Genomic DNA, 14,185 nt, shown 5'->3' with positions numbered 1-14,185 from the left:
AACGAGGAGATTACGCAGTGCCCGTCCTCACACACCACACATTTGGACTTGACCTTCCGCCCGTTTCGGTTGTTGTCGTTGCGGTGTCGGGTTGCGGCGCTGTCTGCGACCCGACACCGCAACGACAAGCCGGCAGCGAGAGTGGACAAGGCGAGCGAAGAGCGCATGTTTCGAATCAAACCAGATGCCGCAAACGATGATGGAAATACGGATCAACATTCGCCCCGGGCACTCGAATGAAGTGAATTGACGACCACCGCCTGCTCTTGCTGTTGCGCGGCTCGGGTGGGCCCACTTCCGCGCCACACACGGAGAGCGTCAGCACGGTGGTAACCGCAATTCCGCTCATGATTCGCTTCATCGGCCAATCGAAGCAGACTGACCCCGCCCTGGCGGACTATTCTCGATCCATGCCGATCACCCCGGATACAAAGAACTGGACCTGGGTCCTCGAACGCCCATGCGGCGAGTGCGGGTTTGATTCGTCCGCTGTTGCGTTCGCGGATGTTCCAGATCTTGTGCGTAGCAATGCCGTCTCGTGGGCCGAGGTACTGGAGCGCGAGAATGTGACGGAGCGACCGGACAGCGAAACATGGTCAGCGCTGGAGTATTCCGCCCACGTACGCGACGTGTTCAGGATCTTCAAGGTGAGGTTGGAACAGATGCTCGAATTCGACGATCCGCAATTCGAGAACTGGGATCAAGACGCAACAGCTGAGGCCGAGCGGTACAACGACCAAGATCCGGCAACGGTGGCATCGGAATTGTCCGACGCCGCGGCGGAAGTCGCGAACGCCTTCGAAACCGTGCCAGAGGGTAGCCGCCAACGACGGGGTCTCCGCAGTGACGGATCGGCGTTCACCGTCGAATCGTTGGCGGCCTACTTCATTCACGATCCGATCCATCACCTGCACGACGTCTCGGCGTAGTCAGAGCCCGCGCACCTCCTCGAGGGTTCTTCTGGCTCCGACGGAGTGCAACGAGTCGAGGGTCTTTCGGAAGCTTGCGACAAATCGGCGATCGTCCACGAGATCGCCGAACACTTGGCGGTACCCGATGAAGGCCAACGGGTCGCTCGATTGTTTCTGGGCGAGCGGCACCAGAGTGTCCGACAGCTGATCGACGACGGTGATGGGATCTCCGTTCTCGTCTGTGCCCTCGGCGTAGCGGGCCCAGCTGGCGACAATTGCGGTGGACAGGTTGATCGACCCACCGGTGTCGAGTTGGGTTCGGATGACGGGCAACAGCCACTTGGGAATTCGATCGGACGACTCGGCGCACAGACGTGCAATCGTGTCGCGGACCTGGGGGTTCGAGAATCGTTCGATGAGGGTCTTCTTGTACTGATCGAGGTCGACGCCGGGTACCGGATCAAGGGTCGGCGTCGCTTCCAGATTCATGTAGTCGAGCAGGAACCCTGACAAGAGTTCGTCCTGGCATGCCTCGTGGACCAGGCGGTATCCGGCAAGGTAGCCGAAGTACGCGATGCCTTGATGGCTGGCATTGAGAAGGCGCAGTTTCATCAGTTCGTACGGGCGAACATCCGGCACGAGATTGACGCCGGCATTCTCCAGAGGTGGCCTGCCTGAGGTGAACTCGTCCTCGAGGAACCACGCGGTGAACGGCTCAGCTGCGACCGGCCACTGATCGTCCACGCCAAACGTCTCGGCGATCTCGGTGGTCACCTCGGCTGTCGTGACGGGTGTGATCCGGTCGACCATGGAGTTGGGGAAGGCGCCGTTCGCGTCGATCCACTCCGCAAATTCGGGATCCTTCAGAGCGGCGAACGCTCCGACAGCCGTCCTGGCGACCGATCCGTTGCCTTCGATGTTGTCGCAACTCATGATCGTGAACGGGGTGAGGCCCCGGTCGCGACGGAGTGCGAGTGCCGCACAAATCAGACCGAAGGTGGTGCGGGGGAGTGTTCCCGGCTCGAGATCGTGCATCACATCGGGATGGGACGCGTCGAACTCGCCCGTAGTGTGCGAGATGTTGTATCCGCCCTCGGTGATGGTGAGAGATACGATTTTCGTCGATTCGGATGCCATCTTTTCGATCACCGCCTCCGGATCGTCGGGCGCGAACAAGTACTCGACGATCGACCCGATGACCCGGCCCTGGAGGGTTCCGTCAGCATGCTTGAGCGCCAGCGTGTAGAGGCCGTCCTGCGCGCGGAGTGCGTCTTTCATTCGCTTGTCCGACGGCATCACTCCCACTCCGCAGATTCCCCAGTCGAAGGCTTCACCTCGTCGCAGGAGGGTATCGATGTACATGGCCTGGTGTGCACGGTGAAAGCCTCCGACACCGAAATGCACTATGCCGGTAGTGACTTTGCTCCGGTCGTAGTTCGGCACTTCGAGTTCAGCATCGAAGTCGAGCAAGGTCTTCGTATTGAGTTCCATGAAAGTTCTAGTCTCCTTCGGCGACGATGACTACGGCTTTGATGCTGCCGGGAATGCGATCGGCCACCAGGGCCTCTTGCGATCGTTCGAGTGAAAAGCGTGCTGTGACCATCGAATCCAGATCGACGCGCCCGGCAGCGACCAGTGCGGCGGCGATCGGCCACGTGTTGGCGTACCGGAACACTCCGGTGAGCATCAGTTCGCGATTCTGAATGATCGGGACCGGCAACGGTATCTCGTCGGCACCCATTCCGACCAGAACGACGGTCCCAGCGGGCCGAACTGCGTGAATCCCGTCGATTACTGCGGCCGTGGCACCCGAGGCGTCGATGAACGCATCGACGGCCAGCGAGCGTACGTCGCTTTCACGAGGATCAACGACGGTTGTTGCGCCGAATTTCAGTGCCACATCACGCCGGGCCGCATCGATGTCCGAGACGATGACTTCCGTCGCGCCGAATGCCTTGGCCACCTGCGTCGTCACGATTCCTACCGGGCCGGCGCCGGCGATCAACACACGAGAGCCGGCAGTGATTCCCGCTTTCTGGGCTGAGGCGATCCCTACGGAGAGTGGCTCGAACAGCGCAGCTGCCTCGTAGGACACGGAATCTGCGATGGGATGGGCGAAGTCGGCACCGATCGTGACGTAGTCGGTCAGTGCACCGTCGATCGGCGGCGTCGCGAAGAACTCCATATGAGGGCAGAGGTTGTATCTGCCTGCCTTGGATTCGGGACTTGTCGGATCGGGCTTCTGAGGCTCGATGGAGACGCGCTGCCCGATGCGTCTTGGGTCGACGCCGTCACCGACTGCGGCGATGCGTCCCGATGCTTCGTGTCCGAGAACGAGCGGTGAGTTGACTACGTAAGGGCCGATGCGACCTTCGTGAAAGTAGTGCGCGTCCGACCCGCACACGCCCACGGCATGGATGCGAACGAGGACTTCACCCGTCTTCGGGGACGGTCGTGGTCTCTCGACCATCTGCATCTTTCCGGTCTCAACAAGGACATTTGCCCGAATTGTCGCAGGTAGATCGACGGATTCTCCGGAAACTGTTGTGTGGGTCACAACGTAGATGTTAGCTTAATGAGCATAAGAACATCTAGTGAGCATCTGCTCACGATCAAGAAACTTTGAACCTGATACACAAGGAGACCGTGTGAACCAGTCGGCTCAGCCCGCAGGACTCAAGTCGTCGAAGTTGCCGGCTTCCGAGGATGTGCGGCTCGCCTTGCGGGCAGCGACCATGTATCACCTCGAAGGCGCTACTCAGGCGGAGATTGCAGCGAAGTTGGGCGTCTCGCGGCCTACGGCCGGGCGGCTGTTGGCCAGGGCGCGGACGCAAGGTTTGGTCAGGGTCGAGATTATGGTGCCGCCGGAGCTCGAAGGTTCGGTGAACACGGAGTTGGAATCGAAACTGGAGAAGCACTTCGGGTTGGCCGAAGTTTTGATTGTGCCCGAAGCAAATTCGGACTCGGACGATCCGGACTTCGACGCGCTCGGCCGACGAGCAGCGGAAGTTCTGGTTCGTCGTCTGCAGCCGTCGAGCGTTCTCGGGTTTACCTGGGGTCCGGAAACCGTTGCGGTAGCAGGATCTTTGCCAGACAAGGCGGCGAAGTGCTCGGCTGTGGTACAACTTGACGGCTCCATGACGGTGACCGACTACCAAACCGGTGTCGACTTCACCATCGGCCGATGTGCACAACAGTTGCAGGCCAATCCTATTCGCCTCAATGCTCCGCTATACGCCGACCCGGCGACTGTGGAGTCGATGCGAAACGACTCGGTCATCTCGAAGGCGCTGCAAGCCGGAACTGATTCCGACATCATGGTTTTCGGAGTTGGTGCCGTCTCGACTGCCACGACCTTGTTTGCCGGTAGCTTCGTCGACTCGACCATGCTGGACGAGTTGGAAAGTCGAGGCGCTGTCGGTGAAATCGGCGGCCGTTTCTACACGATCGACGGCAATCCAGTGGAGGGGCCACTGCCTGAGCGAACGGTCTCCGTATCGCTCGACGCAGTGAAATCCTGCGATCAGACGATTCTGATTTCGGGGGGAACACACAAACGCCAGGCCGTTCTGGGCGCATTGCGCGGAGGTTTGGCAAACGTACTCGTCACCGACGTCGAGTGCGCCCAGTGGCTGCTCGAAGGCTAGCGATCTCACGAGTTTCGCTGTCCGAGCGCGCGACTGACACGCAAGTGTGAAGGAAGGTAATCCGTGAAAACAGGAAGACGAGTGTGGGGCGCTGCCGCGGCGGCGCTCTGCCTCCTGGTGTCGGGATGTGCGGGCGCTGGTGCGCTCGGTGGTTCCGGCGAACGAACAGTCACCATCGCGATGGTGTCGAACTCGCAGATGCAGGACGCCATCAAACTGGCGCCGGCTTTCGAAGCCGAGAACCCTGGCATCGACCTCAAATTCGTCAGCCTTTCCGAGAACCAGGCGCGTGCCAAGATCACAGCGTCGACGGCAACCGGCGGCGGTGAGTTCGACGTCGTGATGATCAGCAACTACGAGACACCTCAGTGGGCCGCCAACGGTTGGCTCACGAACCTGTCCGAGTATGCAGACAAGACGCCCGGTTATGACGAGGACGACTTCATACCGTCGATCAAGACTTCTCTGTCATACGAGGACAGTATGTACGCGGTCCCGTTCTACGGGGAGTCGTCGTTCCTGATGTACCGCAAGGATCTGTTCGATCAGGCGGGGATAACAGTTCCCGAAGACCCGACGTGGCAAGAAGTTGCAGGTTGGGCAGCGCAGTTCGACAACCCGGATGCCAAGATGGCGGGAATCTGTTTGCGTGGAAAGCCTGGCTGGGGTGAGGTACTCGCGCCGCTGAACACCGTGATCAACACCTTCGGTGGACGCTGGTACGACGAGAATTGGAATGCGCAGCTGACCAGTCCGCAGGTCGAGGATGCGGTTCAGTTCTACGTGGACACGGTCAAGGAGCATGGTCAGCCGGGCCCTGCCACAAGCGGATTCGGTGAATGTGCAACACAATTCGCGCAAGGCAACACGGCGATGTGGTACGACGCGACGTCGGCTGTGTCGGTTCTCGAGGACCCTGCGTCGTCGAAGGTAGTCGGCAACATCGGATATGCGAAGGCCCCGAAGGTCGAGAAGTCCGATCCTGGTTGGCTCTACACCTGGGCGCTCGGAATCCCGGAGTCGGCAAAGAACAAAGATGACGCCTGGAAGTTCATTTCCTGGATGACGAACAAGGACTACATCCAGAAGGTCGGAACCGAACTCGGCTGGTCGAGAGTTCCCCCGGGAAGTCGCCTATCGACCTACGAGATTCCGGAATATCAAGAGGCCGCACAGGCATTCGGTCCGATCACCCTCGAATCGATCAACAATGCAGATCCGAAGAACCCGACAGTGCAACCGGTTCCGTACACCGGCGTCCAGTTCCTCACCATCCCTGAGTTTCAGGACCTGGGCACTCGCGTCAGCCAGCAGATCAGTGCTGCCATCGCGGGTCAGAAGAGCGTGAAAGAAGCACTCGAACAATCCCAGCAGTATGCCGAGGTGGTCGGCAAGACCTATCAGGAGAACCGATGACTACGGTTGCCGAGCCCAGAACTACGGTGGACGACGCGCCACCGGTCCGTGTCGAAAAGAAGATCTCCCGCGCCGAGGGTTGGCGTCGTAGAGGTCCCCTGTTGCCGGCGTTGATCTTCTCGATCGTCGTCACCCAGATTCCGTTTCTGTTCACCCTCTACTACTCGACGCAGTCGTGGAACCTTGTCCGGCCGGGATCGCGGCACTTCAACGGGTTCGACAACTACATCGAGGTTTTCAAGGACAGTCAGTTTCGGGAAGTCGCGGTCAACACGGTCATCATGATCGTGGGTACGGTCATCGTTTCGGTGATCCTCGGACTCGCGTTGGCACTGCTACTCGACAGAGCCTTCCTCGGTCGCGGGATCGTGCGGACACTGCTGATCACGCCATTTCTCATCACCCCCGTCGCTGGCGCGTTGCTCTGGAAGACAACAATGTTCGACCCGGTGTTCGGTATCGTGAACTTTGTCCTCCAGCCGTTCGGTGTCGGCCAGGTCGACTGGGTCAGCAAGTTTCCGCTCGCCGCCGTCATGATCAATCTGATCTGGCAGTGGACGCCTTTCATGATGCTGCTCATTCTGGCCGGCTTGCAGTCCATGCCCCGAGACATCCTCGAAGCCGCACGGGTGGACGGAGCCAAGCCGTTTGCGATGTTCCGCGAACTGACACTGCCGCACCTGCGCCGCTTCATCGAACTCGGTGCAGTTCTGGGTGCGATCTACCTCGTGAACACCTTTGACGCGGTGTACATGATGACGTCGGGCGGGCCCGGCGTGGCCAGTTCGAATCTGCCGTTCTACATCTACCAGCGCGCGTTCCTCGGCTTCGACGTAGGTCAAGCTGCGGCGATGGGTGTCGTGACAGTGATCGCGACCATCATCGTCTCGACACTCGCGCTCCGATTGATCTTCAAGAGCTTCACCGGCAACGAGGAGGCGGCGTGATGACTGCCGTAGAGACGACAAGCGCGACGACCGACAAACCCGTCGTCAAGAAAAAGAAGAGCAGTAAGTTCAGTCCGTGGTCGGTCGTGGCGTGGATCGCCGCTCTCGGATTCTTCTTCCCGGTCTTCTGGATGGTCCTGACCGCGTTCAAGACCGAGGCAGACGCCTACACGGACCCGCCGAAGCTGTTCTTCACTCCCACCCTCGAACAGTTCCGTGCCGTCCTCGATTCCGGTCTGGGTACAACGCTGGCGAACTCGGCATTTGCCACAGGAATGTCGACGATTCTTGTTCTGCTACTGGGTGTTCCGGCTGCGTTTGCATTGTCTCTTCGCCCGGTGAAGAAGACGCAGGATGTGCTGTTCTTCTTCATCAGTACCAAGATGCTCCCAGTCGTCGCCGCAATCGTGCCGCTGTACGTGATCGTCAACGACATCGGATTGCTCGACAACATCTGGGCGCTGGTCATCTTGTACACATCGATGAATCTGCCGATCGCAGTGTGGATGATGCGTTCGTTCTTTCTCGAAGTCCCCGGCGAGCTTCTCGAAGCCGCCAGCATGGACGGCGCGAGTTTGTGGACCTCGGTTCGAGAGGTGATCCTCCCGCTGATCTCGCCCGGAATTGCTGCGACTGCGCTGATCTGCGTGATCTTCTCGTGGAACGAATTCTTCTTCGCAGTCAACCTGACAGCTGTTCAAGCGCAGACGATTCCGGTCTTCCTGGTCGGGTTCATCACCGGCGAGGGACTGTACTGGGCTCGGCTCTCCGCGGCAGCGACCATGGCGGCATTGCCCGTCATCCTGGCCGGTTGGTTCGCCCAGAACAAACTGGTGCGCGGCCTGTCCTTCGGTGCAATCAAATAATTCTCCTCACCCTCTCAGGAGTTCGTCATGGCTGAAATCTCGTACCAGAAAGCGTCTTGCATCTACGAAGGTGCTCGGACCCTCGCTGTAGATTCACTCGATCTTGACATCAAGGACGGGGAGTTCATCGTGCTCGTCGGTCCGTCAGGTTCCGGAAAGTCCACGGCCCTGCGCATGTTGGCAGGGCTCGAGGACATCGATTCCGGTGCGATCACCATCAACGGCAAGGACATGACCGATGTCCCGTCGAAGGATCGCGACATCGCAATGGTCTTCCAGAATTACGCGCTGTACCCCAATAAAACCGTCGGCGAAAACATGGGGTTCGCGTTGAAGATGCGCGGTGTGCCCGTCGAGGAGCGTAAGAAGAAAGTTGCCGAAGCGGCCAAACTGCTTGACCTGACGGAATACCTCGACCGCAAGCCGGCCAAGCTTTCCGGCGGTCAACGGCAGCGAGTTGCCATGGGCCGAGCAATCGTTCGTGAACCGCAAGTGTTCTGCATGGACGAGCCGCTCTCCAACCTCGACGCAAAGCTACGCGTCCAGACCCGCACGCAGATCGCGGCGTTGCAGCGTCGTCTCGGAACCACCACCGTCTACGTCACGCACGATCAGGTGGAAGCGATGACGATGGGTGATCGCGTGGCAGTGCTCAAGGGCGGCAAGTTGCAACAATTCGCTTCTCCGACCGAACTTTACGATCGGCCGGCCAATGCGTTTGTTGCCGGCTTCATCGGATCTCCAGGTATGAACTTGGTAACGGCGCCGGTCAGTTCGGGTGGGGTGCGTTTCGGCGACGTCGAGGTTCCGCTGGACCGCGAGCAGATGGCGGCAATCGCCGCGGCCGGTCTGGCTTCGGTCACAGTAGGAATTCGGCCCGAGCAATTCCAGGTGGTTGCAGCCGGAGACGGAATCGCAGCTCAGATCGACCTGGTAGAGGAACTGGGCAACGAGTCGTACATCTACGCACACGTGCCTGGAACCGAAGCCGACCCGATCTCGCTCGTTGCACGCACCGGCGGGCGATCGAAGCTGCAGTACGGCCAGACGCTGGGCTTCGAGCGGGTGGACGGTCCTGTTCACCTCTTCGACCCGACTACGGGTGAGCGCGTGGGTAGCTGAATCCCACCACAATCGTGACCTGCTCGGCACCCGAACTCGTTCGTGCCGAGCAGGTCACATCCATCTTCGACTGGTGAGAAGGTTAGGGTCTACCGATGAGTGATACACGCGAACGATCCGTCGTGGTGTGTGGTGAGGGACTGGTTGATCTGGTTCCGGTGGGGGAGAACTTCTCACCCAAGTTGGGCGGTGGACCGTTCAACGTTGCGATCGCGGTGGGTCGACTCGGATCCGACGTGGGATTCGTCTCTCGCTTGTCCACCGACGCGTTCGGAGATCGGATGATCGACTCGCTGGCCGCGTCGAATGTCGACACGACCGGAGTCGAACGTGGGCCCGAGCCGACAGCTCTGGCCGTCGTGAACCTTGCGGCGGACGGAGGTGCTCGGTATTCCTTCTACCTCGAGGGAACGGCGGATCGACAGTTCGCGCTGCCGAAACTTCCCTCTGCCCGGGCATTCTCGTTCGGAACGCTGTCGCTGGTGCTCGAGCCCGGGGCCTCCGCTTACGAAGCCATGCTGCACGAAGCACACGCCCGCGGTCGACTCACCATGGTGGACCCCAACATTCGTCCGGCGGTGATCTCGGACCCGGAAGCATATCGACGACGATTTCGTTCGTGGTTGCCCGCCATCGATATTCTCAAAGTGAGCGACGACGACGCGAAGTGGTTGGGTTCGGTTGACGGCGCCGAGTGGCTCGACGAAGGCGTCGGCGCCGTACTGCTCACCCGTGGCGGTGACGGGTTGCGGTTGATCACCAAGGAACTCGATGTTTCGGTGCCGGCGCCCGCAGTTGACGTCGCGGACACGATCGGTGCCGGAGATACCGTTCACGGAGCCCTGCTGGCCTACCTTGATCGTCACGATGCACTCGACGTCGCCGTTGTGCGCGGGTTCTCCGAGGCAGACTGGTCGGCCGCGTTGACCTTTGCCGCACGCGCGGCAGCCGTCACCGTGTCACGACCAGGGGCGGATCCGCCGTGGTCAAGGGAGTTGGGCCTGCCCGTCTAGCACTGGGGACCACCGCCCTACTGCGAGCGCAGTACGTCGAACTGCCTACCTGTGCACGATGTGCGACGGGGTCGTGTATCGGCACAGTGATACGCATGTCGATATTCCTGTACAAACTCTCGCGACTCGCGTTTCGCCGCCGCTGGGCAATGGTGGGCTTCTGGGTCGTCCTGCTGGTGGCGGGCGGAGTAGGCGCAGCAACGCTGTCCGGTCCGACCGTCAATACATTGTCGATCCCGGGCACAGAATCGCAAGCGGCACAGGACCTTCTGGCTGAACGGTTCCCGGAATCGTCTACCGGCGGAGCCAGTGCTCGCATAGTCTTCGAATCTCCGGCGGGCACGACGCTCGCCGATCCGGCCATTCGGCAATCCGTCAGTGAATTGGTCTCTGCGCTCGGGAAGGACCCTGAGGTTGCAGCGGTATCGGATCCGTATGCCTCCGGCGGAGTGTCGCCGACTGGGACGATCGGATACATGCAGGTCTCCTATACAGCCGACTCGATGGACTTGCCGGACAGTTCGAAAGAACTGCTCGAGTCCGCTGTCCACGACGCCTCGGATTCAGGGCTGGCAGTCGATGTTGCCGGCAACGTGCTGATGGAAAGCAGCGCCGAATCGATGGGAGAGGTGATCGGAGTCGCGATCGCCGCGGTGGTGCTGACCGTCACCTTCGGTTCCTTGGTTGCGGCGGGGCTTCCTTTGATCAGCGCGTTGATCGGCATCGGCATCGCGATCTGCACGATCACCATCGCAACTGGTTTCATCGAATTGGGTTCGAGCACAACCGTCCTGGCAATGATGCTGGGGCTCGCCGTGGCGATCGACTATTCGCTGTTCATCGTCTCGCGCTACCGCTCCGAACTACGTGACGGACATGATCCGGAAATTGCTGCGGGCCGCGCAGCGGGGACTGCGGGTTCGGCCGTAGTGTTCGCGGGGTTGACCGTCCTCATCGCACTGGCCGGACTGTTCGTCGTGAACATCCCGTTCCTGACAAGCATGGGTCTGGCTGCAGCATTCGCAGTTGCTGTTGCAGTGGTGATTTCACTGACGCTGCTGCCCGCCACACTCGGATTTGCAGGGTCGCGCGTCCTGAGTCGGTCTGATCGTCGACTGCTGGCGTCCGGCGGTGAACTGACACACCGGAAACAGTCGGAGGGGGCGGGCTCGCGATGGGCCAAGTTCGTGATCCGGCGTCGAGTTCCGGTTTTGCTCGCGTCAGTCCTCGGGCTGGGATTGCTGGCGATCCCCACCTTCGGAATCAACCTGAGTTTGGCGAGCCCACCAGTGCCCGACACAACTGCCGTCAGGGCTACCGACCGACTATCCGAGGGGTTCGGTGCCGGGTTCAGCGGTCCGCTCATGGTGGTTGTCGACGTTGCCGACGCCGCAGATCCGGCAGCGGCATTGAGCGGCGCCCAGGAAAAGCTCGGTGCTCTGCCCGACGTAGCGGCAGTGACGCCGCCAGCACTCAATCAGGCCGGCGATACAGCAGTCATCACGGTGGTTCCCTCGAGTGGCCCGGAAACCGAGGCAACAAAGGCGCTCGTCGCAGATATACGTGAGGTCGCCGGATCACTGACCGACGAGACCGGGGCCACGATGTCGGTCACCGGTCAGACAGCGTTGACGATCGACGTCTCGGATCGCTTGGCTGATGCCCTCGTTCCCTACCTCGCATTGGTCGTCGGCCTCGCCTTCATTCTTTTGATGCTGGTGTTCCGCTCGATCTTGGTACCGCTCAAGGCAACTCTCGGATTTCTGCTCTCGATCGGCGCGACGTTCGGTGTGCTGGTCGCGATCTTCCAGTGGGGTTGGTTCGCCGGCATTCTCGGAATCGAAGGCCAAACCGGATCAGTTGTGGCGATGTTGCCCATCTTCATGATCGGCATCGTCTTCGGGTTGGCGATGGACTACCAGGTGTTCCTCGTGACCAGAATGCGTGAAGCGTTCGTCCACGGTGACGGACCGGACGAAGCAGTCGTGAAGGGCTTCGACCAGGGCGCCCGAGTCGTCACGGCCGCGGCGCTGATCATGATCGCCGTTTTCGCGGGCTTCATCTTCGGCGGCGACGCCTTCATCATGCAGATCGGACTCGGACTCTCGTTCGCGGTTCTGTTCGACGCCTTCGTGATTCGTATGACCGTCGTACCGGCCGTCATGTCCCTGTTGGGCTCGAAGGCATGGTGGTTCCCCTCATGGCTGGACCGGTTGGTCCCGAACGTCGATGTCGAGGGGGAGCAGTTGACTGCGCTGCTCGCAGATTCGAAGGAATCCAGTGAACCCACGAGCGACAAGTTGTCGGTATGACCCGGATACGGTAGATCGATGACTTCGACATCGACGTGGGGTCGATGGTGTGCGGAACACCCGCGCACCATCGACCTGGCACTGACGATCCTCGTGCTCCTAGCCACGTGGACGGCGCACCGCATCGCGCTCGATGGCAATGACACCCGCGAAGTAACAGTTGTGGGAGTCCTTGTAACAGCAATCGCAGCGGCAACCATCGTATTCCGGAGGCGCTACCCGTTCTCGGCGCTGGCGGTGGCAGTACTTCTCGGCGTATTGATGATTGCACTGTCAGCGCCGCCGAATGCCGGCACAGGTTCCGCGGCGATGGTGTGCCTCTACTACGTTGCCAGCACGAGTGACCGCCGGAGGACCTTCTTCGCAGCGGCGAGCACAGTCAGCTCGCTGATGCTCGTCACGATCTTCCTGGGAGTGGGGAACAATCTGCTGCAGGAGGCACTGGGGTTGTTGGCCTGGTTGCTGATGGCAAGTTTCGCCGGCGCCGAGGTCCGTTCTCGCCGAGCCTATCTGGAGTCCGTCGAGGCGCGCGCGGTGCAAGCGGAAAGAATGCGCGAGGACGAGGCCCGACACCGCGTCGTCGAAGAAAGGATGCGGATTGCGCGAGACTTGCACGACGTTGTCGCGCACCACATTGCCTTGGTCAACCTGCAAGTCGGGGTCGCGTCGCACTTGATCGGGAAAGACCCGGAGAAGGCGACGACTGCACTACGCGGAGTGGAGGAAACGTCCAAGGCGGCACTCGATGAAATTCGGGCCACGGTCGGAGTTCTCCGTGACGCTCAGGACGGTGATCGCTCGATGAAACCGGCACCGGGGCTTTCGGATCTACCGGCACTGGTGGATCAATTCGTCAGTGCGGGAATGGAAATCGAAGTGCGCGCAGTGGGTTCGCTGCGCCATCTCGGGCCAGCAGTAGACCTCACGGCGTACCGAATTATCCAGGAAGCACTCGTGAATGCGAGCAAGCATGCGTTGCCAGGGGCCGTCTCCGTGTCGTTGTCGTACGAAGCCGAGGTTCTGGTGCTGTCGGTCGAAAACTCCGGAACGGCAGTGCCTTCGACGTCGCCGCCCGGGTACGGACTGCTGGGAATGAAGGAGAGGGCACAGGCAATGGGAGGCGAGGTCTCAGCAGGATTCCGCGCGGACGGGGGATTTCGTGTGGACGCCCAACTGCCGCTGGTCTCGGTCTCCAGCGGTTCGGAGCGTGAGGAGTCGTGAGTATTCGGGTGGTAGTGGCAGACGATCAGGCGCTCTTCCGTCAAACGCTTGCGCTGCTGATCGGTTCGGAAGACGACATGGAGGTGGTCGCCGAGGCGGCAGACGGAGAGCAGGCATTCCAGGCGGCGCTCGAGCACCGACCCGACGTTGTACTGATGGACATTCGCATGCCGGGCACCAGCGGAGTCGAAGCGACCGCCATGATCGCCGATCATCCGGATTTGTCCGACGTACACGTACTGATCCTGACGACCTTCGAAGTGGATGAACATGTGGCACAGGCGATCCGGGCGGGAGCGAGCGGCTTCATCGGCAAAGGAATCCGAGCGGAGGATCTACTTGATGCTGTTCGGACGGTCGCAGGTGGGAACTCTTTGTTGTCGCCGATTGCGACCAGTGCGTTGATTTCTCGATTCCTTTCCACTCCGTCGCGGGCCGACTCGACTTCCGGGATTTTCGGTCAATTGACACCACGCGAACTCGAAGTGGTCACCCTCGTTGCCCTCGGGATGTCCAACGACGAAATCGCCGCGGAATTGGTGATCAGCGCGGTCACGGCAAAAACCCATGTGAACCGGGCGATGACAAAACTGGATGTCCGCGACCGCGCGCAACTGGTGGTTCTCGCCTATCAATGCGGTGTGGTGATTCCGGGACGCTCGGTGGATTGACTCGAGAAACTCTTGACTCGAACGGGTGTTCGAGTATTGTTGGGGGAGGGGATCGGGGG

Annotated in this window: 12 protein-coding genes; 10 read left to right on the top strand and 2 right to left on the bottom strand. The window is 60.5% G+C overall.

The window, feature by feature from the left end:
* Window positions 1–410: 410 nt before the first annotated feature.
* Window positions 411–929, top strand: coding sequence for a DinB family protein (locus H7C86_RS09855; RefSeq protein WP_047887967.1), 519 nt, complete (start codon window positions 411–413; stop codon window positions 927–929).
* Here the strand turns inward: H7C86_RS09855 and H7C86_RS09850 are convergent, their stop codons facing one another.
* Both H7C86_RS09850 and H7C86_RS09845 read right to left on the bottom strand, forming a co-directional pair.
* Window positions 930–2,402, bottom strand: a complete 1,473-nt coding sequence (locus H7C86_RS09850) for a mannitol dehydrogenase family protein (RefSeq protein ID WP_172932137.1) — start codon at window positions 2,400–2,402, stop codon at window positions 930–932. It abuts the gene before it with no gap.
* A gap of 7 nt (window positions 2,403–2,409) precedes the next feature.
* On the bottom strand, window positions 2,410–3,420 hold the full coding sequence (locus H7C86_RS09845; protein ID WP_031331962.1) for an NAD(P)-dependent alcohol dehydrogenase: 1,011 nt from the start codon (window positions 3,418–3,420) through the stop codon (window positions 2,410–2,412).
* 139 nt (window positions 3,421–3,559) lie between these two features.
* Here H7C86_RS09845 and H7C86_RS09840 point away from each other — a divergent pair, with 139 nt between their 5' ends.
* The 9 genes from H7C86_RS09840 to H7C86_RS09800 all read left to right on the top strand — a co-directional run bounded on the left by H7C86_RS09840 (window position 3,560) and on the right by H7C86_RS09800 (window position 14,126).
* Window positions 3,560–4,558: a sugar-binding transcriptional regulator gene (locus H7C86_RS09840; RefSeq protein WP_021334180.1), complete on the top strand. Its 999-nt coding sequence runs from the start codon at window positions 3,560–3,562 to the stop codon at window positions 4,556–4,558.
* 63 nt (window positions 4,559–4,621) lie between these two features.
* On the top strand, window positions 4,622–5,974 hold the full coding sequence (locus H7C86_RS09835; RefSeq protein WP_019748979.1) for a sugar ABC transporter substrate-binding protein: 1,353 nt from the start codon (window positions 4,622–4,624) through the stop codon (window positions 5,972–5,974).
* On the top strand, window positions 5,971–6,921 hold the full coding sequence (locus tag H7C86_RS09830; protein ID WP_019748978.1) for a carbohydrate ABC transporter permease: 951 nt from the start codon (window positions 5,971–5,973) through the stop codon (window positions 6,919–6,921). Before H7C86_RS09835 ends, H7C86_RS09830 begins: the two co-directional genes overlap by 4 nt.
* Window positions 6,921–7,787, top strand: coding sequence for a carbohydrate ABC transporter permease (locus H7C86_RS09825; RefSeq protein ID WP_020969937.1), 867 nt, complete (start codon window positions 6,921–6,923; stop codon window positions 7,785–7,787). Before H7C86_RS09830 ends, H7C86_RS09825 begins: the two co-directional genes overlap by 1 nt.
* Before the next feature lie 27 nt (window positions 7,788–7,814).
* Complete coding sequence (locus H7C86_RS09820) at window positions 7,815–8,909, top strand: ABC transporter ATP-binding protein (RefSeq protein ID WP_182261475.1); 1,095 nt, start codon at window positions 7,815–7,817, stop codon at window positions 8,907–8,909.
* A 95-nt stretch (window positions 8,910–9,004) separates the two neighbouring features.
* Window positions 9,005–9,922: a carbohydrate kinase gene (locus H7C86_RS09815; protein WP_182261474.1), complete on the top strand. Its 918-nt coding sequence runs from the start codon at window positions 9,005–9,007 to the stop codon at window positions 9,920–9,922.
* A gap of 95 nt (window positions 9,923–10,017) precedes the next feature.
* Window positions 10,018–12,234 carry an MMPL family transporter gene (locus H7C86_RS09810; RefSeq protein ID WP_182261473.1) on the top strand — a complete coding sequence of 739 codons (2,217 nt, stop codon included), beginning with the start codon at window positions 10,018–10,020 and terminating at the stop codon, window positions 12,232–12,234.
* A gap of 18 nt (window positions 12,235–12,252) precedes the next feature.
* On the top strand, window positions 12,253–13,455 hold the full coding sequence (locus H7C86_RS09805; RefSeq protein ID WP_182261472.1) for a sensor histidine kinase: 1,203 nt from the start codon (window positions 12,253–12,255) through the stop codon (window positions 13,453–13,455).
* On the top strand, window positions 13,452–14,126 hold the full coding sequence (locus H7C86_RS09800; RefSeq protein WP_019748972.1) for a response regulator transcription factor: 675 nt from the start codon (window positions 13,452–13,454) through the stop codon (window positions 14,124–14,126). The genes H7C86_RS09805 and H7C86_RS09800 overlap by 4 nt, the downstream gene beginning before the upstream one ends.
* Window positions 14,127–14,185: the final 59 nt, after the last annotated feature.

The sequence above is a fragment of the Rhodococcus sp. UFZ-B548 genome, assembly GCF_903819475.1.
GTDB classification, from domain to species: Bacteria; Actinomycetota; Actinomycetes; order Mycobacteriales; family Mycobacteriaceae; genus Rhodococcus_F; species Rhodococcus_F erythropolis.
The sequence above is the reverse complement of the archived record's forward strand: the minus strand, read 5'-3'. Positions and strand labels throughout refer to the sequence as shown.